Annotated in this window: 20 protein-coding genes and 1 tRNA gene; 14 read left to right on the top strand and 7 right to left on the bottom strand. The window is 61.8% G+C overall.

Annotation, left to right across the window (positions count from 1 at the left end; translation table 11 throughout):
• Window positions 1–177: 177 nt before the first annotated feature.
• Window positions 178–253: transfer RNA gene (locus MAF45_RS09840), tRNA-Asn, on the bottom strand.
• Between the two features lie 110 nt (window positions 254–363).
• Window positions 364–1,569 carry an amino acid aminotransferase gene (locus MAF45_RS09835; RefSeq protein ID WP_237980219.1) on the bottom strand — a complete coding sequence of 402 codons (1,206 nt, stop codon included), beginning with the start codon at window positions 1,567–1,569 and terminating at the stop codon, window positions 364–366.
• A gap of 197 nt (window positions 1,570–1,766) precedes the next feature.
• Between MAF45_RS09835 and uvrB the strand changes: the two genes are divergently transcribed.
• The 11 genes from uvrB (at window position 1,767) to MAF45_RS09780 (ending at window position 11,973) form a co-directional block, all read left to right on the top strand.
• On the top strand, window positions 1,767–3,800 hold the full coding sequence (uvrB, locus tag MAF45_RS09830; RefSeq protein ID WP_237980217.1) for an excinuclease ABC subunit UvrB: 2,034 nt from the start codon (window positions 1,767–1,769) through the stop codon (window positions 3,798–3,800).
• Window positions 3,801–3,937: 137 nt separating this feature from the next.
• Complete coding sequence (locus MAF45_RS09825; RefSeq protein WP_237980215.1) at window positions 3,938–4,450, top strand: low molecular weight protein-tyrosine-phosphatase; 513 nt, start codon at window positions 3,938–3,940, stop codon at window positions 4,448–4,450.
• A 743-nt stretch (window positions 4,451–5,193) separates the two neighbouring features.
• Window positions 5,194–5,718 carry an Rrf2 family transcriptional regulator gene (locus MAF45_RS09820; protein ID WP_237980213.1) on the top strand — a complete coding sequence of 175 codons (525 nt, stop codon included), beginning with the start codon at window positions 5,194–5,196 and terminating at the stop codon, window positions 5,716–5,718.
• A gap of 14 nt (window positions 5,719–5,732) precedes the next feature.
• Entirely contained in the window at window positions 5,733–6,947 is a 1,215-nt protein-coding gene (locus MAF45_RS09815) for an IscS subfamily cysteine desulfurase (protein WP_237980212.1), read from the top strand.
• 104 nt (window positions 6,948–7,051) lie between these two features.
• A complete protein-coding gene (gene iscU / locus MAF45_RS09810) occupies window positions 7,052–7,453 on the top strand; it encodes a Fe-S cluster assembly scaffold IscU (protein WP_237980210.1) in 402 nt (133 codons plus the stop codon).
• A gap of 24 nt (window positions 7,454–7,477) precedes the next feature.
• Window positions 7,478–7,801 carry an iron-sulfur cluster assembly protein IscA gene (iscA, locus tag MAF45_RS09805; protein ID WP_237980208.1) on the top strand — a complete coding sequence of 108 codons (324 nt, stop codon included), beginning with the start codon at window positions 7,478–7,480 and terminating at the stop codon, window positions 7,799–7,801.
• An 8-nt stretch (window positions 7,802–7,809) separates the two neighbouring features.
• Window positions 7,810–8,340 (top strand): Fe-S protein assembly co-chaperone HscB, encoded by a 531-nt coding sequence (gene hscB / locus MAF45_RS09800; RefSeq protein WP_237980205.1) that lies wholly within the window; start codon window positions 7,810–7,812, stop codon window positions 8,338–8,340.
• 14 nt (window positions 8,341–8,354) lie between these two features.
• Window positions 8,355–10,223 carry a Fe-S protein assembly chaperone HscA gene (hscA, locus tag MAF45_RS09795; RefSeq protein ID WP_237980203.1) on the top strand — a complete coding sequence of 623 codons (1,869 nt, stop codon included), beginning with the start codon at window positions 8,355–8,357 and terminating at the stop codon, window positions 10,221–10,223.
• Window positions 10,224–10,235: 12 nt separating this feature from the next.
• Entirely contained in the window at window positions 10,236–10,574 is a 339-nt protein-coding gene (gene fdx / locus MAF45_RS09790) for an ISC system 2Fe-2S type ferredoxin (RefSeq protein WP_237980201.1), read from the top strand.
• A 3-nt stretch (window positions 10,575–10,577) separates the two neighbouring features.
• Window positions 10,578–10,778 (top strand): Fe-S cluster assembly protein IscX, encoded by a 201-nt coding sequence (iscX, locus tag MAF45_RS09785; RefSeq protein ID WP_237980199.1) that lies wholly within the window; start codon window positions 10,578–10,580, stop codon window positions 10,776–10,778.
• Window positions 10,779–10,965: 187 nt separating this feature from the next.
• Window positions 10,966–11,973: an ornithine carbamoyltransferase gene (locus MAF45_RS09780; RefSeq protein ID WP_237980198.1), complete on the top strand. Its 1,008-nt coding sequence runs from the start codon at window positions 10,966–10,968 to the stop codon at window positions 11,971–11,973.
• A gap of 94 nt (window positions 11,974–12,067) precedes the next feature.
• On the opposite strand, the gene MAF45_RS09775 is transcribed toward MAF45_RS09780, so the two are convergent.
• The 5 genes from MAF45_RS09775 to MAF45_RS09755 form a co-directional block, all read right to left on the bottom strand.
• Complete coding sequence (locus tag MAF45_RS09775; RefSeq protein ID WP_237980196.1) at window positions 12,068–12,916, bottom strand: NUDIX hydrolase; 849 nt, start codon at window positions 12,914–12,916, stop codon at window positions 12,068–12,070.
• Between the two features lie 10 nt (window positions 12,917–12,926).
• Window positions 12,927–14,474, bottom strand: a complete 1,548-nt coding sequence (gene lysS, locus MAF45_RS09770; RefSeq protein ID WP_237980194.1) for a lysine--tRNA ligase — start codon at window positions 14,472–14,474, stop codon at window positions 12,927–12,929.
• Window positions 14,475–14,520: 46 nt separating this feature from the next.
• Window positions 14,521–15,625, bottom strand: a protein-coding gene (gene prfB / locus MAF45_RS09765; RefSeq protein WP_237980192.1) for a peptide chain release factor 2 whose coding sequence is annotated in 2 segments (ribosomal slippage) — window positions 14,521–15,543 and window positions 15,545–15,625 — 1,104 coding nt in all. Because the reading frame shifts where the segments join, the coding sequence is not laid out codon by codon here.
• A 101-nt stretch (window positions 15,626–15,726) separates the two neighbouring features.
• Complete coding sequence (recJ, locus tag MAF45_RS09760) at window positions 15,727–17,451, bottom strand: single-stranded-DNA-specific exonuclease RecJ (RefSeq protein ID WP_237980190.1); 1,725 nt, start codon at window positions 17,449–17,451, stop codon at window positions 15,727–15,729.
• Window positions 17,448–18,542 carry a hypothetical protein gene (locus MAF45_RS09755; protein WP_237980188.1) on the bottom strand — a complete coding sequence of 365 codons (1,095 nt, stop codon included), beginning with the start codon at window positions 18,540–18,542 and terminating at the stop codon, window positions 17,448–17,450. The genes recJ and MAF45_RS09755 overlap by 4 nt, the downstream gene beginning before the upstream one ends.
• Window positions 18,543–18,690: 148 nt before the next feature.
• Between MAF45_RS09755 and MAF45_RS09750 the strand changes: the two genes are divergently transcribed.
• The 3 genes from MAF45_RS09750 to MAF45_RS09740 are packed head-to-tail and all read left to right on the top strand — an operon-like array spanning window position 18,691 to window position 21,501.
• Window positions 18,691–19,953 carry a lipoprotein-releasing ABC transporter permease subunit gene (locus MAF45_RS09750; protein WP_237980186.1) on the top strand — a complete coding sequence of 421 codons (1,263 nt, stop codon included), beginning with the start codon at window positions 18,691–18,693 and terminating at the stop codon, window positions 19,951–19,953.
• Window positions 19,946–20,662: an ABC transporter ATP-binding protein gene (locus MAF45_RS09745; RefSeq protein WP_237980184.1), complete on the top strand. Its 717-nt coding sequence runs from the start codon at window positions 19,946–19,948 to the stop codon at window positions 20,660–20,662. Before MAF45_RS09750 ends, MAF45_RS09745 begins: the two co-directional genes overlap by 8 nt.
• Window positions 20,659–21,501, top strand: coding sequence for a TatD family hydrolase (locus tag MAF45_RS09740; RefSeq protein WP_237980182.1), 843 nt, complete (start codon window positions 20,659–20,661; stop codon window positions 21,499–21,501). Before MAF45_RS09745 ends, MAF45_RS09740 begins: the two co-directional genes overlap by 4 nt.
• Window positions 21,502–21,532: the final 31 nt, after the last annotated feature.

Below are 21,532 nucleotides of genomic sequence, written 5' to 3'. Positions count from 1 at the left end.
AAGCTCTCTGGCCAGAGTTTTCTTGGGGCGACCGTGTAAAAGCCCCTCGCAGGCTTGTTCTCTAATGGAGAGTGGGATGGACATGGTTTTGGGCTCCTTTGTGTCCAAAAAACCAATACCACTTCAAAAAGGGTAAAAAAGAAAGCCGGAACACCCAGTGCTCCGGCTTTCGAAATCTGGCTCCCCGAGTTGGGCTCGAACCAACGACCCACGGATTAACAGTCCGTTGCTCTACCGACTGAGCTATCGGGGAATGACGAGAAGAAACTTTACACAGTTAATCGAACTCTGTCAAGATTTTTTTACTGCATAACACATATGCGGGACAAAGGAAGGATAAATTCCTTCCTTTGCCGGGATGCGTCACTTCTGGACGGCGGTAAAGGCTTTGGCCACGTACTCAATATTCTTGTGATTGAGCCCTGCGATGCAGATTCTGCCGTTAGCAACCGCGTAGATGCCGTAATCCTTCTTCAGCCTCTCGATCTGTTCAGGAGTAAAGCCTGTGAAGGAGAACATGCCATCCTGTTTGGTGACAAAGCTGAAGTCGCGGGGAGAACCGGCTTTTTTCATCGCCTCGGCAAGCAGCTCCCTCATTTCGCGGATGCGGTTGCGCATGGCGGCAAGCTCCTGCTCCCATTCCGCACGCAGCTTGGGATCTCCTAGAACAGTGGCAACAAGGGCGGCGCCGTAAAGCGGGGGATTGGAATAATTGGCTCTGGCCATCTGCTTGACCTGAGAAAGAACCCGCGCGGCCTCGTCTGCATTCTGGGTGACGACGGTCAGGCCTCCGATTCTTTCGCCGTACAGACTGAAAGACTTGGAGAAGGAGGAAGAGACCAGGAAGCTGATGCCGGCTTTAGCGAAGAGGCGGATGGAAGAGGCATCCTCGTCCAGGCCCTTGTCAAAGCCCTGATAGGCGATGTCCAGCAGCGGCGTGAGTCCCCGTTCGACGATCACGTCAAGCAGCGTCTTCCACTGCTCTTCCGAGAAATCGAGTCCCGTCGGGTTGTGGCAGCAGGCGTGGAGCACGACGACGGTTCCAGCCTCCAGAGCCCTGATGTCCCCGATGAGATGGTCGAAATCGATCGTGCCGGCTTCCTTGTTGTAGTAGCGGTAATGACTGACCTCGTAACCCGCCTGCTTGAAGATCGTGTTGTGGTTGCCCCAGGTCGGAGCTGAAGTGGCGGCTTTGTTCTTGCCCAGTACGACATGAAGGAGGTCTGCGGCAAGCTTGATGGCGCCGGTGCCGCCGAGGGACTGGACAGTGCAGGCCCGCTTGCTTGCGATGACTTCGGAGTCCTTGCCGAACAGCAGCTCCTGAATATAGTGATCGACGTCCGGGTTGCCGGAAATCGGGCCGTAGCCATGGGGCTTGTTTGCCTTGTAGAGGCGGGTTTCAGCCTCGCGCACGACATTCAGAACGGGAATTTTCCCTTCTTCTGTCTGGTAAACGCCGACGCTCAGGTTCACTTTCTCTGCGCGGGGGTCGGCCTTGAACTGCTGGCCGACTCCAAGAATTGGGTCTTCAGGAGCGGCAGGGATCTTTTCAAAAAGCTTGTCTGTCATTTCTATTCCAGTTAGAGAGGAGTTGTTTTTGTATATATTTGTTTTCCCGGCAGCCCCGGCCAGGAGCAGGGGGCAGAGAAAACAGAATATCCACTATTATGTCTCCAAAAGAAAACAATGTTGGCCCAGATCATGAGGCTGCGGAGAGGGATCTCTTTGAAATTTGAGGTCCTCTCCATCCTTTTAGGCTTATTCCTGTGGACAAAATTCTCACTTTCGAAGGCTCGCCATTTGAGCTGCACGCTCCTTACGACCCGAGCGGAGATCAGCCTGAGGCTATTGAAAAACTGACAGAGGGCCTTGAAAACGGACTGATGGGGCAGACGCTGCTTGGCGTGACCGGATCCGGCAAAACCTTCACGATGGCCAATGTGATCGCAAGAATCGGAGTCCCGACTCTGGTCATGGCGCCCAACAAGACTCTAGCTGCGCAGCTTTACTCCGAATTCAGGGATTTCTTCCCGCGCAACGCGGTCGAATACTTTGTGTCGTACTACGACTACTACCAGCCCGAGGCTTATGTGCCCTCCCGGGATCTGTTCATAGAAAAAGATTCCGCGATCAATGACCATATTGAGCAGATGAGGCTGGCGGCCACGAAGTCCATTCTGGAAAGGCGCGACACGATCATCGTGGCGACGGTATCCGCCATCTACGGCATTGGGAAACCGGAAAGCTACACCGAGATGCGGCTTATCCTCAGGCAGGGGGATACGAAGAGCCGCAGCGATTTCATCCGCCAGCTGGTCGTGATGCAGTACAAGCGCAGCGATCTTGAGTTCAAGCGCGGCACTTTCCGAGTCCGGGGCGACACCATCGATGTTTTTCCGGCCGAGCATGCGGAATTGGCGGTCCGCATTGAGCTGTTTGACGATGAAGTCGACGCGGTGCTGCTCTTTGATCCTTTGACAGGGGAGATCCGTCAGAAGGTCCCGCGCTTTGTTGTTTATCCCGCTTCCAACTACGTCACGCCGAGAGAAGACCTGCTTCGGGCGATTGACACGATCAAGCAGGAGCTGAAGGAAAGGCTCGCGTATTTTCACCGCGAGGGCAAGGAGGTTGAGGCGCAGCGGCTGGAGCAAAGGACGATGTTTGACCTGGAAATGCTCCAGGAAGTGGGGTTCTGCAAGGGCATTGAAAATTATTCCCGCCATCTTTCCGGCCTGAAGCCGGGGGAGCCTCCTGCCTGCCTGATTGATTACCTCCCCGCCGACGCCATCATGTTTTTCGATGAGAGCCACGTCACCATGGGGCAGCTCGGGGGCATGTACCGCGGGGACCATTCAAGAAAGGAGACCTTGGTACAGTACGGATTCCGCCTGCCTTCGGCCATGGACAACAGACCTCTCAAATTTGAGGAGTTTGAGCGGAAGATGCGTAGGTCGGTATTCGTTTCGGCTACGCCTGCCGCCTGGGAGCTTGAGCATTCGGCCCAGGTGGTCGAGCAGGTGGTGCGTCCGACGGGACTGCTGGATCCTGAAGTGGAAGTGCGGCCTGCGCAGACCCAGGTCGACGATGTCCTCGTTGAGATCTACGCACGGACGCGCCGCGGAGAAAGGGTGCTGATCACTACCCTGACGAAAAAAATGGCGGAAGACCTGACGGATTTTCTGGCCGAGAACAAGGTCAAGGTCCGTTACCTACATTCGGACATCGACACGGTTGAGAGGGTTGAGATCATCCGCGATCTGAGGGCCGGGGTTTTTGACGTGCTTGTGGGCATCAACCTGCTCAGGGAAGGACTGGATATCCCGGAGGTTTCGCTGGTGGCGATCCTCGATGCCGACAAGGAGGGGTTCCTCAGAAGCGAGCGAAGCCTGATCCAGACTATCGGCAGGGCAGCCCGCAACCTTCATGGCAAGGCGATCCTCTACGCCGACCAGATGACGGACTCCATGAAGGCAGCCATTACGGAAACAAACCGCCGCCGTGCGAAGCAGCTTCAGTTCAACAGCGACCACCACATCACTCCACGCGGCATTGTGAAGGAAGTGAGGGACATCATCGACGGCGTCTATCGGCCGGATGCGGTTCAGAACGAAGCGGCCGCGGCGGAGCCGGCCGGGGCGCCGCTCAGCGAGGAGGCCGCCTCCCAGCAGATACGCCGCCTGGAAAAGCAGATGAACGACTATGCGCGTGATCTGGAGTTTGAAAAAGCGGCCCGGGTGCGCGACCAGCTCGAGCAGCTTCGTCAAAGGCTCTTCGGAGCGTCAGTGCCGGACCAGTGCTGAGCAAGGGGGCGGCGCCTTGCGCTGCAACAAACCGTATCAATGATTGCCTGTGCTTGAAACGACAAAAGAGTTAGGATTGAAGCTACCATATCGTTTTTTGTCTAAACGGATCATTTTTTGCGTTTATTTACCCAAATATGATTAAGGTCTTATTCGTCTGCATGGGCAATATCTGCCGCTCCCCAACGGCAGAGGCTGTATTTCGCAAAATGGTGGAGGAGGCGGGGATCAGTTCTGAGGTGAGCGTCGATTCCGCCGGCACGCATGCCTACCACGTGGGCGAGGCGCCTGACGTCCGCTCGCAGCTTGCCAGCCGAAAGCGCGGCTATGATCTGTCCGGGCATAGGGCGCGGCAGATTACGATGGATGATTACCGCACCTGTGATTTCATTCTCGCCATGGATTGGGAGAATCTGACGGAACTGCAGCGGCAGTGCCCCCCGATATACCGGCACAAGCTGCATCTGCTGATGCGCTACGCCAGCGAATATGATGCCGCAGTCATTCCGGATCCGTATTACGGCGGCGCCAATGGATTCAGCTTGGTGCTGGATTACTGCGAGGATGCCTGCCAGGGGCTGCTTGAGATCGTCAAGAGACGGGTGTCCATGTACGCCCCTTCACTGATAAAGGACAGCGGAGCCTCGTAAGGCCCGCAGAGTACTGCGGCCACAGCGCTCCCGGAGGACAGCCCGATCAGGGGGCTGTCCTCTTTTTTTGGTGGTGCGCCCAGCAGCGCACGTGTGGCCAGTGGTGAAAGTCCACCGTCCGCCCGATCGAGGGAAGGGCTAGCGACTCGGCAGAGTCAGGGAGGTAACAAACTGATGAAGGAAGCCGATAGCAAAACGTCAGCCTGACGAACAGGAACTGGATATGAGGCGACGACTCCGGGAGGGCAGGCCACATTCTGTTAACCCCATATCGATACGGAAGGAGCCGGCGTAGATCCAGCAGGCAGGACGCAAAGCGCACGTGTGAGACCTGGGGAGATCCTTGACGATGCCGCAGGGCTACCGCGGTCGAGAGGCCAAGGAATATCGACAAGGAAGTCAGCAGAGGCCGTATGCAGTAAGCCCGCCTCTTACGTTTGAAAACCGCCGGATGCCGAACGGCATGTCCGTAGCCCTCACTGGGGCAATGCGGTGTGGGAGGGAGTGACCGTGAGGTCACTCTCTACCCGATCGCGCCGGCGCGGCGATGCACGCAGGAGAGGCTGGCAGGAAGGGCCCCGGCGGCGCAGGAAGGCTGCATTCGGTTGGGAGGCTGCCGGCCAGTTGATTTTCCCCTTCATGTCCGGCCGGGCGAACGCCCGGTCAATTCTTGAGTTAAATTGTCGGGTATTGGTGTATCATGCGCATTTGTCAAAGGGAATAACAGAGGAGCTGCTCGAAAAATGAGGCTGACTACGAAAGGGCGCTTTGCCGTCACAGCTCTCGTGGATATGGCCATGTACGGTGGAAAAAAGCCCGTCTCCCTCAACGAGATTGCGGAAAGGGAGTCCATTTCCGTCGCCTATCTGGAGCAGCTCTTTGGCAAACTGCGCCGTGCCGGCCTGGTGGTGAGCATCCGCGGCCCCGGCGGGGGATACCTTCTGGCCAGGTCGCCCGATGAGATTTCGGCCGGAGACATCGTCGATGTCGTGGAGGACAATCTGGACGCCACGCAGTGTGGCGGGACCAGCGACTGCCATCACAGCGGCATCGAATGCCTGACCCACGAACTGTGGGCTTCCCTTAACCAGACGCTGGAGACTGTTCTGAGGAATGCCACGCTGTCGCGCCTGGTGGCGCAGTGCGAGGAGCGCAGAAAAAATGCAGCCGAAGGCATTACTTTAGTCAAAGTGGATCCGGAGGCTATGCGCCGAGGCCGTTGGGACGATTCCCGCTTAAAAAAACGCTTGAATCGAAAAATTGATTGAGGAGAAAGCTTTAAATGCTCAAACTACCTGTTTATCTGGATTATTCCGCCACAACGCCGGTAGATCCCCGGGTTCTGAAGAAAATGCTGCCGTATTTCACCGAGAAGTTCGGGAATCCGGCAAGCCGCAGCCATGCGTATGGCTGGGAGGCTGAAAAAGCGGTTGAGGCCGCCCGCAAGCAGGTTGCCGATCTGATCGGGGCTGATCCGCGCGAAATTGTGTGGACCTCCGGCGCGACCGAGGCTGACAATCTCGCCATCAAGGGCGTGGCTCATTTCCACAAGGACAAGGGCCGCCACCTGATCACCCAGAAGACCGAGCACAAGGCTGTCCTTGATTCGATGCGCCAGCTGGAGTCCGAGGGCTACGAGGTGACCTACCTCGATGTCGACGAAGGCGGGCTCGTGGACGTGAAGGAGCTCGAAGCGGCCATCCGTCCCGACACGACGCTTGTGTCCATCATGGCGGTCAACAACGAGATCGGCACCATCCAGCCCATCTTTGAAATCGGCGAAATCTGCCGCCGGCACGGCGTCCTTTTCCACGTCGACGCGACGCAGGCCATCGGGAAAATTCATTTCAACATGGCCGAGCAGCCCATTGACCTGCTGAGCATGAGCGGTCACAAGGTCTACGGTCCGAAGGGCATCGGCGCACTTTACGTCCGCCGCAAGCCCCGCGTCCGCATCGAGTGTCAGATGCACGGCGGCGGCCATGAGCGCGGCATGCGCTCCGGCACCCTGGCCACCCAGCAGATCGTCGGCATGGGCGAGGCCTACCAGATCATGGGCGAGGAAATGGACGAGGAGAACGCAAGGATTGAAAAGCTGCGCGACCGCCTCTGGGCCGGCATTCAGAAGAACATTCCGTGCGTTGTGCTCAACGGAACCATGGAGCACCGCGTGGGGTTCAATCTGAATGTGTCCTTCGAGTACATCGAGGGCGAGTCCCTGATGATGGCCTGCAAGAACCTCGCCGTTTCCTCCGGCTCGGCCTGCACTTCGGCCTCCCTTGAGCCTTCCTATGTGCTCAAGGCCCTCGGGCGCCCCGACGAGCTCGCCCACAGCTCCATCAGGTTCACGCTCGGGCGCTACACCACCGAAGAGGAAATCGATTTCGCCATTAAGGAACTCACGGAGGCCGTGAAGAAGCTGCGCGATCTCTCGCCGCTTTGGGAAATGCACCTGAAGGGCGTGGACACCGCCAAGGTCCAGTGGAGCAAGATGTGAGCCCCATCGGGCTCTCTTCGGCGCGATACGGCCGGTTTGCCGCGGGCGGACGGCTCTCCTGATGGCCGCGGCAGGAACTTTATTTTTTGAAGGAGGACACCAAAGTGCCCTATAGCAAGAAGCTTCTTGATCATTATGAACACCCGAGGAACGTCGGGACGCTGGACGCTGAGCGCAAGGACGTGGGAACCGGCATGGTGGGAGCGCCCGCCTGCGGCGATGTGATGCGCCTGCAGATTCAGGTCAACGACAAGACCGGCGTCATCGAAGACGCCAAATTCAAGACCTACGGCTGCGGCTCAGCCATCGCGTCAAGCTCTCTGGTGACCGAGTGGGTGAAGGGCAAGACGCTCTCGGAGGCCGAGGCGCTTAAAAACTCCCAGATCGCTGAGGAGCTCGCGTTGCCGCCGGTGAAAATCCACTGCTCGATTCTGGCCGAGGACGCGGTGAAGGCCGCCATCGCCGATTACCGCAGCAAGCAGTCTTCGAAAAACGCCAAGGCCTAAAGCAGAAAACACAGGAAACAGAAAATGGCAGTGACTCTTACCGAAGCGGCAGCCAAGCATGTCGCACAGTATCTCGCCAAGCGGGGCCGGGGCATCGGGCTTCGCGTCGGCGTTAAGACATCGGGCTGCTCCGGCATGTCCTACAAGCTCGAGTTTGCGGACAAGAAGGAAGACGATGACCAGGAGTTCGACTCTTTCGGCATCCGTGTTCTGGTGGATCCGAAGAGTCTTGTGTACATCGACGGCACGCAGCTTGATTACCGCCGCGAAGGCCTGCAGGAGGGGTTCAAATTCCAGAACCCCAATGAGAAGGAACACTGCGGCTGCGGCAAATCCTTCAGCGTTTGAGGCGAGCCATGGCTTTGACGGAGGATTACTTCGAGCTTTTCGGCCTTCCGGCCCGTTTCAGGATAGACGGCAAAGCGCTTGAAGAGGCTTTCCGCCGCATCGAACTGGAAGTCCATCCGGATCGCTTCGCCGGGGCGTCCCCTGCGATGAAGAGGGTCGCCGAGCAGTGGTCCGTCCGGGCCAACGAGGCTCACTCCGTGCTGTCGAACCCGCTCAGCCGGGCGGTGTATCTCTGTGGCCGCATGGGGGTTCCTGTCGACGCGGAAAACAGCACCCGGATGCCTGTCGATTTTCTGATGCAGCAGATGGACTGGCGGGAGCGTTTCGAGGCCGCGAAGGAAAAAAACGACGCGAAGGCCATGCAAAGCCTTGTTGCCGCTGTCGCCGCTGAGGATGAGCGGCTCACAGGCGAGATAGCCTCGGCGCTTGACGACCAGAAAGATCCGAAGAAAGCGGCCGAGCTGGTCCGGCGTCTGATGTTCGTTGACAAGATGGCACGCGAGCTCAGCAGCCCGGCCGCCTGTTCTAACAAAATATAAAAGGATAACGCAGCATGCCTTTGTTGCAGATTGCAGAGCCGGGGATGTCTGAGACCCCGCACAGCGTCCACCTCGCCGTTGGCATCGATCTGGGCACGACCAACTCTCTGGTTGCGACAGTCGAGGACGGCAAGCCCCGGGTGCTTGTCGACGAACAGGGGAAGGCTCTGCTGCCCTCGGTCGTCCGCTATTTTCCGGACGGCAGCGTTGAGGTGGGTGAAAAAGCCCTCGAGAGCGCAGCGCAGGATCCCGCCAATACGATTTCAAGCGCAAAGCGGCTGATCGGCCACACGCTCTCAGAAATTTCCAACCGGGGGTCGCTCCCGTTCAAACTGCTCGATGAGCCCGGCATTGTGAAGATCTCCACCGCGGCTGGGGTGAAGACGCCGGAGGAAGTCTCCTCGGAGGTTCTGAAGGTGCTGAAGCAGCGGGCGGAAAAAGAACTGGGCGGCGAACTGGTCGGTGCTGTGATCACCTGCCCGGCGTATTTCGACGACGCTCAGCGCCAGGCCACGAAAGATGCGGGAAGGCTCGCCGGCCTCAACGTCCTGCGGCTTCTCAACGAGCCCACGGCGGCGGCGCTCGCCTACGGGCTGGACGAGGAGAAAAACGAAGGGGTCTACATGGTCTACGACCTGGGCGGAGGCACCTTTGATGTTTCGATCCTGAAGCTCGACCGGGGCGTTTTCCAGGTGCTTGCAACGGGCGGCGACTCGGCCCTGGGGGGCGATGATTTCGACCACAGGGTTTTCGACTGGGCCCTGCGCGCGTGTGCTGTGGCACCCGGGTCTCTCACGGCCGCCGACAAGCGGCAGCTTCTGGCCGAAAGCCGTGCGGTCAAGGAGGCGCTCAGCAGCGAGCGGGAGGCTCGCTTTAACGTGGAGCTGGAGGACGGCCGCAGGCTTAACTGCCGCCTGACCCGCGACGATCTTGAAGACATGACCCGGGATCTCGCCGAGAGAACTATTGCGGCGGTCCGCGCGACGCTGGCTGACGCGCACCTTTTCGCCTCTGAAATCCAGGGCATCGTGCTGGTCGGAGGGGCCACCCGCATGCCGATGATCCGGCGCTGCATCAGCGAAGAGCTCGGCCGCAGCCCCCTCACAGGCATTGACCCCGACAAGGTCGTGGCCATCGGAGCGGCCATTCAGGCGAACAAGCTCGCTGGCAACGACGTGGACAAGGACTTTCTGCTTCTTGACGTGACGCCCCTCTCTCTCGGGCTTGAAACGATGGGCGGCCTGGCCGAGAAGGTGATTCCGCGCAACACTCCCATTCCGGTTGCAAGGGCTCAGGATTTCACCACATTCCGCGACGGCCAGACGGCCATGATGATTCACGTCGTGCAGGGTGAGCGGGAGCTGGTCGAGAACTGCCGCTCCCTTGCGCGCTTTGAGCTCCGGGGAATCCCGCCGATGCTGGCCGGGGCCGCGAGGATACGCGTGACCTTTCAGGTGGATGCCGACGGCCTTCTTTCCGTGTCGGCCCGCGAAATGACCACCGGCGTTGAAAGTTCCGTGACGGTCAAGCCTTCCTACGGACTGTCGGATGAGGAGATTGTCAGGATGCTGCGCGACGGCAATCAGTCGGCCGCCCAGGACAAGGCTGCCCGAGACCTGCGCGAAGCCCAGGTCGAGGCGAAGCGGATTGTCGAGTCGACGGCGAGCGCGCTCAAGGAAGATTCGGATCTGCTCGGCGCGCAGGAGCAGGAGGAGATCAGGAAGCTTGCAGCCGAAACCCTCCGCCTGTCCGACGGCTCCGACACGCAGGCCATCAAGGCCGCCATGGATGCGCTCGCCCGCGCCACGGAGCATTTTGCCGAGCTGCGCATGGACCGGAGCATTCGCAAGGCTTTGGCCGGCCACAGCGTCAACGAACTATAGGAGAAAGAAATCATGCCGAAAATCACAGTTCTTCCCCATCCCAAGGCCTGCCCTCAGGGCGTGCAGTTTGAGATGAAGGAAGGGGAGACGCTGATCCGCGGACTGCTGGACCACGGGGTGAAGATCGAGCACGCCTGCGAGATGAGCTGCGCATGCGCCACCTGCCATGTCATCGTGTCCAAGGGGTTCCAGTCTCTGGAGGAGCCTTCAGACAAGGAGTACGACTGCTTGGACCGCGCCTGGGGGGCGGGGCCCAACTCCCGGCTTTCCTGCCAGGTCAAGGTCGGCACCGAGGATCTGACCATCGAAATCCCGAAATACAGCCGCAACCAGGTGTCGGAGGAGGACTGAGACATGGCGTTGACTTGGAAGGACGCGCAGGCCGTGGCCGAAGAGCTTTGCGATCGCAATCCCGAGCTGGATCCCACAACGCTGCGCTTTACCGAACTCCACGACATGGTCATGAAGCTGCCGGACTTCAGGGACGACCCGGAAAAAAGCAGCGAGAGCATTCTGGAGGCCATCCTGCAGGCCTGGCTGGAAGAGCGGGACTGAGGGAAAAACGGGGCTGAGGCCCCTCGCCCTTGACCCGCTGCTTTTCCTTCGGAAAGAAAACCGCGCGCAGGCGCGGTTTTCTATTTGCAGGGCGGGTTGAAAAATCTTTAAACTCGACACATTAAGCGAAGGGTTCGCGCATCGCGCTCAGTTCCGCGGCCCGCATCGAAATCAAAAGGACAATTCCATGCCGTTTAATCTCAGGAACCGCAGTCTGCTCAGCCTCTGCCACCATACGCCTGAAGAGATCCGCTTCCTTGTGGATCTTGCCGAAGATCTGAAGAAAGCCAAGAGGGCGGGGACCGAGACGCAGAGGCTGCGCGGCCGCAACATTGCGCTTATTTTTGAGAAGACCTCCACGCGCACTCGCAGCGCCTTTGAGGTGGCCGCCGCCGACCAGGGGGCTCACACAACGTTCTTTGACCCGTCTTCCTCCCAGTTCGGGCACAAGGAGAGCGTCAAGGATTCCGCACGCGTCCTGGGGCAGATTTTCGATGCCATTGAGTATCGGGGCTTCGCCCAGTCCACGGTCGAAGAGCTCGCCCGCTACGCCGGCGTGCCGGTCTTCAACGGGCTGACCGACCAATGGCACCCGACGCAGATGCTCTGCGATCTTCTTACGATGCGCGAGGCCTCTGCGGGCCGCCCCTTCCATGCGATCAGCTTTGCCTACATGGGGGACGCACGCTTCAATACCGGCAATTCCCTGCTGATGATCGGCGCGAAAATGGGGATGGACGTCCGCATCGGCGCTCCGAAGGCTTACTGGCCGGAAGAAAACATCATTGAAATGTGCAGGGGCTTTGCGAAGGAGTCGGGGGCAAGGATCACTCTTACGGAAGATCCTGTGGAAGCCGTCCGCGGCGTCGATTTCATCCACACCGACATCTGGGTGTCCATGGGAGAGCCTGCGGAGGCCTGGGACAGGAGAATCCATGACCTCAGGCCCTACCAGGTGAACGCCGCTTTGATGGCGGCCTCGGGCAACCCGCAGGTGAAGTTCATGCACTGCCTGCCCGCATACCACAATGCGGAGACGAAGGTCGGGCAGGCGGTCATCAAGTCCCATCCGGATCTGGCCGGGGGGATTGAGGTGACGGACGAAGTGTTCGAGTCGCCTGCCTCCATTGTGTTCCAGCAGGCCGGCAACCGTCTTCACACCATCAAGGCGGCCCTGGTGGCTGCTCTGGCCTGAAGCGGCCGGCCGGAAGGCTAAAAGGAAAGCGCCTCCAGAAGGGATCCCTCTGGAGGCGCTTGTCTTTGGGTCAGGCTTTTCCGCGGGCTTTCGTTCAGGCAAGAGGCCTGTAGAAGCCTTCCGGCAGCTTTTTCCCTGTCTTCGCAGCCAGCCAGAAGAGGGCCGTGAGCGCGGCCTCCTGGGTGACCAGGCCGCGGGCGATAAGCTCGGCCATGGCGTCTGCCGTGAGAAGTTCGCTAGAATCGACCTCTCCGTCCAGGTTATGGGGAAGCGCCTCCGGGGAAAGCTCCGCAAGATAGCAGTAGGAGGCTTCCCGCAGCCAGCCGTTTTCCGTGGGCCTGGAGCTGAAGAAGCGGAAAGAGGGGGTCAGCCGGAAGTCTTTTCCCTCTTCGAGCCCGGCCTCCTCGTGCGCTTCGCGCCGCATGGCCTGCAGCGGCTGCTCGCCAGCGGCGACCATGCCTGCGGCGAGGTTGTCCCAGCGGCCGGGATTGATCGCCTTGTCCTGCGCCCTCCGGGAGGTCCATATGCGTCCGTCGGGGGTGACGCCGTTCATATGGACGGCAAGCGTCGTGAGCCCTAAAAGCCTGAAGGCGCTGCGCTCGAGGACGGCAAGGCGCGGGCCGCCCTCGCAGGCGCGGACTTCCAGCAGCTCCCCGCGCCAGGCCCTGATGCGGCCCTGGTCCCTCAGAAGGACGGCGGCCGCGGCAAGCGCCTCCGTCCGCGCATTTTCATCCATGTCCTCGTCGTGCAGCACCAGGCCTGCGCCGTCGTCAAGGGAAAAGCCCTCGGCGTGCTCTGCGATCAGTTTCGCGTCTTCGGGAGAGGCCGATCCGCAGCGGATTCCGCCGATCAGGAAAGGCGTCCGCGAGGGGTCAAGCGGCGTGCGCGCGATCTTCGAGTACTTGCAGAAGGACTTTCCGATCCGCCATTTGGTATCGGTCATGACCCGAACCTCACCGGCCGATCCCAAGCCCCGTTTCAGGGCGCATCTGCGGGAACAGGAGCACGTCGCGGATGCTCGGGGCGTCGGTCAGCAGCATGACCAGGCGGTCGATGCCCACGCCGCAGCCGGAAGTGGGTGCAAGCCCGTATTCGAGCGCACGAATGTAGTCCGCGTCGTAGTACATGGCCTCATCGTCCCCCTTCGACTTGGCTTCGGCCTGGGCCTTGAACCTTGCGGCCTGGTCGTCCGGGTCGTTGAGTTCGGAGAATCCGTTGGCGTGTTCGCGGCCGACGATATAAAGCTCGAAGCGTTCGCAGATCGAGGGGTCTTTGTCGGAGGCGCGGGCGAGAGGCGAGACCTCCGTCGGGAAGTCGATGAGGAAAGTCGGCTGGATCAGCTTTTCTTCGGCCACCAGATCAAACATCGCCATCAGCAGAGTCCCGCGTCCGGCGAAGTCAGGCTGCGGATTGCCGCGGCGCGCGAGTTCGGCGCGCATGAATTTCTCGTTGTCGAGCTGCGCCTCGGTGTAATCCGAATACTTCATGATCGCCTGCTTCGGAGTCAGGCGGTCAAAGGGTTTGGAAAGATCCACTGTGGTGCCCTGATACTGGACGACGGCCGAGCCGGTCGCCTGAATGGCGGCATAGCGCAGCAGCTCTTCGGTAAAGTCCATCTGGATCCGGTAGTCCCAGTAGGTCGCGTACCACTCAATGGTGGTGAACTCGGGATTGTGGCGGACGTCCATTCCCTCATTGCGGAAGCAGCGGTTCATGTCGTAGACGCGCTCGAAGCCGCCCACTACAAGCCGTTTCAGGTAGAGCTCGGGGGCGATGCGCATGTACAGGTCGATGTCAAGCGCATTGTGGTGCGTAATGAAGGGCTTTGCGTTGGCGCCGCCCGGAATCGGGTGCAGCATGGGCGTCTCGACTTCCATGAAGCGGTTTTTCGCCATGAAATCGCGGATGGCCGCGATGATCTTGGAGCGAGTAATGAAGCGCCGGCGGGAGACTTCGTTGGTCATGAGGTCGACGTAGCGCTGGCGGTAGATCAGCTCAGGATCGGTGATTCCCTTGTGCTTGTCGGGTAGCGGCCGAATGGACTTGGTCAGCAGACGCAGCGTTTCAACATGGATCGAGAGCTCCCCGGTTTTGGTCTTGAAGAGATAGCCCGTCGTTCCGACGATGTCGCCCGCGTCCCAAGTCTTGAAATTCTTGTAGGCTTCCTCTCCGAGAGCGTCGCGGGTCACGAAGAACTGCATGTCGCCGGTCATGTCGTGGACCGTGAGGAACGAGACCTTGCCCATGACGCGCTTGAGCATAATGCGCCCGGCGGCCTGAACTTCGATTCTGTCGCCGGCCTCAAATTCCTCGCGGGTCCTGGAGCCGTACTTTTCACGCAGGTCGCCGAAATAGTCCTTGCGGCGGAAATCGTTGGGATAGGCGACGCCCGCGTCCCGGAGGGCCTGCAGCTTCGCGCGTCGTTCGGCGATGGTGTGATTTTCCTCAGCGGCGGCGTCAGGCGCCGGCTGAGAGTTTTTTCCCTGTTTATTTTCTGTCATTTGCTTTCCAGTCCGGGCGCGCGGCTCGCGCGCGCCCTTGAAAAAGTCATACGCCCTGCTTGAGGCTCGCTTCGATGAAGCCGTCAAGGTCGCCGTTGAGCACGGCCGTGGTGTTGGTGTTCTCAACCCCGGTCCTCAGGTCCTTGACCCGGCTCTGGTCGAGCACGTAGGAGCGGATCTGGTGGCCCCAGCCGATGTCGTCCTTCGCATCCTCGAGCTTCTGCTGCTCGGCGCGGCGCTTCTGCATCTCGTACTCGTAGAGCTTGGCGCGCAGCTGCTGCATGGCCCGGTCCTTGTTCTGGTGCTGCGAGCGCTCGTCCTGGCACTCAGTCACGATGCCGGTCGGCAGGTGCGTGATGCGGACGGCCGACTCGGTCTTCTGAATGTGCTGTCCGCCGGCTCCTGAGGAGCGGTAGACGTCGATGCGCAGGTCCGCCGGGTTGATTTCGATCTCGATGGAGTCGTCCACCTCAGGGTAGACATACACGGAAGCAAAGGAGGTGTGCCGCCTCGCATTGGAATCAAAGGGGCTTTTGCGCACGAGGCGGTGGATGCCGGTCTCCGTACGAAGCGTTCCGTACGCCCAGTCGCCCTGCACGTAGATGGAGCAGTTCTTGATGCCAGCCACGTCGCCTTCGGTCTCGCTGTTGAGCTTGACGGTGAAGCCCTTGGACTCGGTGTATTTCAGGTACATACGCTCCAGCATCGAAGACCAGTCCTGCGCCTCGGTTCCGCCCGCTCCCGCCTGAATTTCCAGATAGCAGTTGGCGGAGTCCATCGGCTGGTTGAACATGCGCTTGAATTCGAGCTTTTCGACCTGGGAGCGGATCCTGTCCACGTCCTGACCGATGCTTTCGACCGCCGGCCAGTCCTCTTCGGCGGTCGACATTTCAAAAAGCTCCCGGGAATCGCGGATGCCGGATTCAAGCTTGTTGAAGGTGAGGACCGTGTCCTCGAGAAGTTTTTTTTCGCGGGTGATCTTTTCCGCGTGCTTGGGATCGTCCCAGAGGTTGGGATTTTCGATTTCCCGGTTCAGTTCCTCGAGACGCCGGGTTTTCCGGTCGATGTCAAAGATACCCCCTGAGACCTTTCAGGCGGTCTCCAAGATCGGCAATTCCATGCTCGATCTGATTGAGCTGTTCGGCTTCCATGTATGGCTCCAGCTGGGAAAAAAGAGAAAACCTAAATTATAACGGAGAAGGCGCAATGGAGCGGACCGCCCGACAATGGGCGGAAGAAGGCCGCAGCTGCTTCACTCTTCCATGTTTTCAATCAGCAGCTGCAGAGTGCGCCTTCCCTGCCACTCGTTGACATCAGGGCGGAAGGCGAGCCTCGCGGTCCCCGGCAGAAGCTCCCCGTGCCGGAAGAACACGGCCTCGAGGGTCTGCCCCCCGGTCTCCACGAGGGCCCGGAGGTGTTCGCCGCCGCGCAGGAGCTGCTGATGGACGACATGGAAGGTGTTGGCGAAAAGCGGCGCCTCAAAGTTCTGCCCCCACACGATCGAATCGATCTCGTGGATCAGCCGGAAGGTGAATTCCTCGGGCGAAAGCGCACCGTCGACGAGGATTTCCTGCGTGAAGGTGTCCTGGCCGGCCGCCGCCTTCACGGTTTCTTCGAAGGCCTCGGAAAAATCTTCGAGCGCCTTCTTCCGGATGGTGAGCCCGGCCGCGAGCGCGTGACCGCCGAATTTGAGGAGCATTCCCGGTCGGGTCGAGTTCACGCTCTCAAGGGCGTCTCGCAGCTGCAGGCCCGGCACGGAGCGCCCTGAACCGCGCAGCAGCCCTTCGCCCACGTCCGCGAAGGCGATCACGGGGCGGTTGACCTGTTCCTTGATGCGGCTGGAGATCAGCCCGACAAGGCCCTGGTGCCAGTTTTTGTGATAGAGCACCAGAGACTTTCTGGAACCGAGATCCATATGCTCGAGCAGCTCCTGGGCCTCGGCCTGCATCCCCTGCTCGATGTCCTTGCGCTGCTGGTTGATGGCCTCGAGCCGCTGGGCATGCCCCATGGCGGAGTCCGGGCCGGAGAGCAGGCATTCGATGCCGATGTCCATGCTCGAGATGCGCCCGGCCGCGTTGATCCGGGGCGCGAGCGCGAATCCCAGGTCCTTCACCGACAGGGTCGACAGCGGCCGTCGGTTCTGCGTGGCAAGGGAGAAAAGCGCGCCGAGGCCCGCGCTGCCCCGGCCCGCCCGGAGCCTGCGGATGCCCTGCGCAACGAGAATCCTGTTGTTGCGGTCGAGAGGAACCACGTCGGCCACGGTTCCGAGGGCGACCAGATCGAGCAGCGAGGCGAGGTTGGGTTCGGGGCGGCCGCTGAAGAGCCCTCTGCTGCGCAGTTCGCTGCGAAGCGCGATCAGGACGTAGAAGAACACGCCCACGCCCGCCAGGTTTCTCAAGAGCGGGCAGCCAAGGCTGCCCGGGGCGCTGGGGTTCACGAAGCAGTCCGCCTCCGGCAGCTCCCGGCCCGTCAGATGGTGGTCGGTGATGATCACGCGGATGCCGAGCTCGCGGCAGCGCGCAACGCCTTCAAAGCTGGTCGTGCCATTGTCGACCGTGACGATGAGGTCGGGCTTGCCGTTTTCCTCGCAGAGGGTGTCGACCACCACGGGCGACAGGCCGTAGCCCATGTCAAGGCGCCTCGGGACGAAGTAGCAGAGGCGGCTGGGGCTGAAGCCTATCATGGTCAGCCCCCGCAGGGCCACCGTGCAGGCGGTAGCGCCGTCGCAGTCGTAATCTCCGACGACGGCCACCCTGTCGCCCCTCATCAGAGCATCGGCGAGGAGCTGGGCGGCGCGCCCGGCGCCCGGCAGGCTTTTGGGCGAGACAAGCGCGGAGAAGGCCGTGTCCATGTCGCTTCTGCTGATGACGTTGCGGCCGGCCAGGGCCTGGGCGACAGGGCGGGAGTAGCCCTCGGCGACCAGGCGGGTGGAAACCGCGGGGTCGTAGGGCCGGGTGATGAAGCGCGTCTTTGTCATGGGGCAGCTCCGTCGGGCGAGAGCCCGGGGTCCGCGATCCAGGTCAGACCGGGGCCGCGGCGGGTGGAAAAGCGCCCGAGCAGCCTGCTGTGCAGGGTTTTCCGCTCCGGGGCGAGAGTGACCGCGCAACCCCGGCCGCAGGCGACGAAGACTGCTGTTTCGCTGCCTCTGAGCCGAGCGAGGCTGCGAAGCGTCCGGACCTTGTCAAGCGCCTTGGGAAGCGCCCGGCGCCAGGCCTGCCAGTCGGATTGAAGCCACGGCTCCCAGAGATCGCTCACCACGGCGATGACGTCGCCCGGGGGCGCGTCCGCGGGCCAGGCGAGAGCGCTGGCCGTGGCCGTGTATTCCTTAAGGATTCCGGCTTCGCGCGCCCAGCTCAGCAGCACCGGCTCGTCGGAAAGGACAGCGCGCACTTTCGTGGGCGGATAAAAGCGGACCGCTCTCCCGCCGCCTGAGATCCAGGCGAAATCCGGGGCGGGCAGGCCGGCCTCCCGGCGGAGCTGCGAGACCTGCGTGCCGGCGAGGGCTTCTCCGCAGGCCTTCATCAGGGCGAGAGCTGCTCCGCGGTCGCCCGCGAGGGCCTCCTCGTCATCGGCCGCAAAGCCTTCCTGACAGCGCCAGGGCCTGGCGACGACTTCCCAGTCCTGCTTCCTCGTTGCGTACCATTCGGCGTCCCAGAGCTGAAGCACAAAGCCTGATTTTTCAAGCACGGCCCGCAGGGCGGGAGAGCACTGCTCCACCTCCTGAGGGGTGAGGGGCGAGCCGCCGAGGCCCGCGGTGCGTCCGTCCTGCAGCCTGCAGGGCGTGACGGACCAGACCTCGCCCGCAAGGGCGGGGCCGTTCTCCGCGAGCCATTCGTAGCCCGCGTGGGCCGGCGTGGTGCGGGCGCGCGTCACCGCCGCCCAGAACCAGAGGTGATGGGTGCAGCGGGCAAAGGGCAGCAGCAGCCCTTGGGCGAGCTGCTGCGGCGCCGACGCCCGGCAGTCCCCGAGGAGCTCCTCCAGGCTCTGCCGTGCCTCGGCGTCAAGCGCCTCCGAGGCCGCCTTCGGGGGCAGCAGGCCGCCGGGAATGAGAAAGTAAGCGTTAGACATGTTGGGCCACATTGTAAAACGGAGTTTCAAATTTTCAGCGCCCGGCCGCTAGGCGCCGCTTCGGCCCGCTTACAATCACAGGCGGCACTTATTTCTGGCGCCTGACGGCAGGGCGGCTTGCCCCGTTGCGTCCGGCGCCGCTTCCGGCATGAAAATCTCTCTTCCCTTCGAACTTTTCATCGGTCTGCGCTACACGCGCTCCGGCCGCCGCTCCGGCCGCCGCGACCGCTTCGTCTCATTTATATCGGCCACCTCAATGGCTTCCATCGCCCTGGGCGTGATGGCGCTGATCGTGGTGCTTTCGGTCATGAACGGCTTCCAGACGCAGGTGCGCGACCGAATGCTGTCCGTCATTCCGCACATCCAGATCACCCGCGTCGGCGGCTCGGTCGAGGATTGGCGGGCTCTGGCCGCCGCCGCGATGAAGAACCCCGAGGTGACGGGTGCGGCTCCCTACGTGAACGGCCAGGGCCTCGTCTCCAACGGGGGCGTCGTCACGGGCGTGATGATCCAGGGCATAGACCCGGCGCAGGAGCCGCGGGCGAGCGAGGTCGCCTCGACGATGCCGGCGTCCTCCCTTGCGAGCCTGCAGCCCGGCAGTTTCCACGTGGTGCTGGGGTCGGTGCTTGCCGCCCGGCTCGGGGTCTATCCCGGAGACCGCATCGCGCTGGTGGTCCCCGAGGGAACGATGACGCCCGCGGGCCTGATTCCGAGGGCCCGCACGATGACCGTTTCCGGGGTTTTCTCCGCCGGGCACTACGAGTACGACTCCTCGATGGTGTTCCTTAACATCGAGGACGCCGCGGCGTTGCTGCGCACCGGCGGGCCCATGGGCGTGCGGGTCCAGACCCGGGACATGAACCGGGCCCCGCAGATCGCCCGGGAGCTCATCGAGTCGCTGCCGCCGGGCTACGCGGCCCGGGACTGGTCGGTGGAGAACAAGACCTGGTTTGCGGCCGTGCAGGTTGAAAAGCGGATGATGTCCATCATTCTTTTCCTCATTGTCCTCGTGGGAGCCTTCGGGCTTGTCTCCACGCTGGTGATGACCGTGACCGAGAAGCAGTCCGACATTGCCATTTTGCGCACCCAGGGCGCGTCCCCCGGCTCCATCATGGCCATTTTCATGGTGCAGGGCGCCGTGATCGGCGTCATCGGCGTGGCCGCCGGCGTGGCGCTCGGCCTGCTTGTCGCCTGCAATCTCTCCTCCATCGTGTCGGCAATCGAGGCCATTTTCCATGTGGAGTTTCTTCCGCAGTCGATATATCTGATCAACACCATGCCCTCGGAACCCCGGGCGGGGGACATCGTCCCTATCGCCCTGTGCTCCCTCGCGCTATCCCTGGCCGCCACGGTTTACCCCAGCTGGCGAGCCTCGAAGCTCAACCCGGCGGAGGCCCTGCGCTATGAATGACGAAATAACAATGAAGCGGGGCGGCGCCGCCATAGAGGTCTCGGGGCTGCAGAAGTCCTACCGCGAAGGCGCGCGGACGACCCCGGTGCTGCGCGGCGTGACCTTCCGGGTCGACAGGGGGGAGACGGTCGCGGTCGTGGGCGCATCAGGCGCCGGGAAGTCGACGCTGCTGCACTGCCTCGGCGGGCTCGATGAGGCCGACGCGGGCAGGATTCTCATCGACGGGGTGGACATCCTCCACATGTCTGAGAAAAAGCGCGGGGAGCTGCGCAACCGCAGGCTGGGCTTCGTTTATCAGTTCCACCACCTCCTGCCTGAATTCACGGCGCTTGAAAATGCGGAGATGCCGCTGCTCATCCGGCGCGAGAGCCGCGCCCTGGCCGAAAAGGCAGCCGCAGAGGTGCTCGCGGAGGTGGGGCTGGCGGGGCGCGCGGAGCATTTTCCTTCGGAGCTCTCGGGCGGGGAGCGCCAGCGGGTCGCCATCGCGCGTGCGATCGTGACGCGTCCGGCCTGCGTGCTGGCCGACGAGCCGACCGGCAATCTTGACCAGGAGACGGCCCGCCAGATCTGGGATCTTTTCCTGAAGCTCGCCCGCGAGAGGGAGGCGGCCATCGTGATCGTGACCCATGACCTGGAGCTTGCCGCGCGCTGCGACCGGGTGCTCGCGCTGGAGGATGGCCGGCTGAGGCAGCGGAGCCCTGCGCCATGAGGCTCATCGACACGCACTGCCACCTGCAGTCGGAGCGCTTTGACGGGGACCGCGTCCGCCTGGTCTCGGAGGCCCGCCGCAGGGGGGTGGCCTCGGGACTCATCGCGGGCGGCTCTCCCTCTGACTGGACCGACTGCGCGAGGCTCGCCCGGAGCTTCGGCTGGGCCGCTGGCTTTGGAGTGCACCCGCTTGCCGTCCCGCAGACACCCGAAGAAGCCCTCGCGGAGCTCCGGGCCGCGCTCGGGCGCGAGAAGGCCGACCCCGCCTCGCCCGTGATCGCGGTCGCCGAAATAGGGCTCGACCTCTACGGGGAGCGCGCCAATTTCGAGCGGGACGAGTACTTTTTCGCCGAGCAGCTGCGTATCGCCCGTGACTTCGCGCTGCCGGTGTCGGTGCACGCGCGGCGCGCCGCCGACCAGGTGGCGAAGTGGCTGCGGCGCATTGAGGTTCCCGGCGGCGTGATCCACGCCTTCAACGGCTCGAAGGAGCAGGCTGAAGCCTTTCTCAGGCTAGGCTTCCGGCTGGGGTTCGGAGGCGCCATGACTTATGCGGGCAGCCTGCGGATACGGCGCCTCGCCGCCAGCCTGCCGCTTTCTTCGATCGTCCTTGAAACGGATTGTCCGGACATGCCTTCCTCGGCCAGGCGCGACGCGGGCCGCCTGAGAACGGAGCCTGCCGATCTCGCCGGCTATCTGGAAGTCCTTGCGGAGCTGCGGGGCGTCCCCGCGCAGGAGCTGGCCGGGCAGCTTTTCGAGAATGCGCTTGACAGCTTTCCGGGCTTCCGCTCCATTTTGGAGCGGCAGGAACGGACCGCCGGCCGTTTGGAGTTACACTGCTGAAAATTCTTTTTTCCGGGCGAGGGCCCGGTTC

The organism is Mesosutterella porci (assembly GCF_022134585.1).
Taxonomy (GTDB): Bacteria; Pseudomonadota; Gammaproteobacteria; order Burkholderiales; family Burkholderiaceae_F; genus Mesosutterella; species Mesosutterella porci.
The sequence above is the reverse complement of the archived record's forward strand: the minus strand, read 5'-3'. Positions and strand labels throughout refer to the sequence as shown.

Coding starts and splice junctions, on each gene's coding strand:
- hscA (WP_237980203.1), top strand. CDS start 8,355: ATGCCTTTGTTGCAGATTGCAGAGCCGGGGATGTCTGAGACCCCGCAC.
- iscX (WP_237980199.1), top strand. CDS start 10,578: ATGGCGTTGACTTGGAAGGACGCGCAGGCCGTGGCCGAAGAGCTTTGC.
- MAF45_RS09755 (WP_237980188.1), bottom strand. CDS start 18,542: ATGTCTAACGCTTACTTTCTCATTCCCGGCGGCCTGCTGCCCCCGAAG.
- fdx (WP_237980201.1), top strand. CDS start 10,236: ATGCCGAAAATCACAGTTCTTCCCCATCCCAAGGCCTGCCCTCAGGGC.
- hscB (WP_237980205.1), top strand. CDS start 7,810: ATGGCTTTGACGGAGGATTACTTCGAGCTTTTCGGCCTTCCGGCCCGT.
- MAF45_RS09825 (WP_237980215.1), top strand. CDS start 3,938: ATGATTAAGGTCTTATTCGTCTGCATGGGCAATATCTGCCGCTCCCCA.
- MAF45_RS09750 (WP_237980186.1), top strand. CDS start 18,691: ATGAAAATCTCTCTTCCCTTCGAACTTTTCATCGGTCTGCGCTACACG.
- MAF45_RS09745 (WP_237980184.1), top strand. CDS start 19,946: ATGAATGACGAAATAACAATGAAGCGGGGCGGCGCCGCCATAGAGGTC.
- MAF45_RS09780 (WP_237980198.1), top strand. CDS start 10,966: ATGCCGTTTAATCTCAGGAACCGCAGTCTGCTCAGCCTCTGCCACCAT.
- MAF45_RS09740 (WP_237980182.1), top strand. CDS start 20,659: ATGAGGCTCATCGACACGCACTGCCACCTGCAGTCGGAGCGCTTTGAC.
- iscA (WP_237980208.1), top strand. CDS start 7,478: ATGGCAGTGACTCTTACCGAAGCGGCAGCCAAGCATGTCGCACAGTAT.
- MAF45_RS09775 (WP_237980196.1), bottom strand. CDS start 12,916: ATGACCGATACCAAATGGCGGATCGGAAAGTCCTTCTGCAAGTACTCG.
- MAF45_RS09815 (WP_237980212.1), top strand. CDS start 5,733: ATGCTCAAACTACCTGTTTATCTGGATTATTCCGCCACAACGCCGGTA.
- lysS (WP_237980194.1), bottom strand. CDS start 14,474: ATGACAGAAAATAAACAGGGAAAAAACTCTCAGCCGGCGCCTGACGCC.
- MAF45_RS09820 (WP_237980213.1), top strand. CDS start 5,194: ATGAGGCTGACTACGAAAGGGCGCTTTGCCGTCACAGCTCTCGTGGAT.
- MAF45_RS09835 (WP_237980219.1), bottom strand. CDS start 1,569: ATGACAGACAAGCTTTTTGAAAAGATCCCTGCCGCTCCTGAAGACCCA.
- recJ (WP_237980190.1), bottom strand. CDS start 17,451: ATGACAAAGACGCGCTTCATCACCCGGCCCTACGACCCCGCGGTTTCC.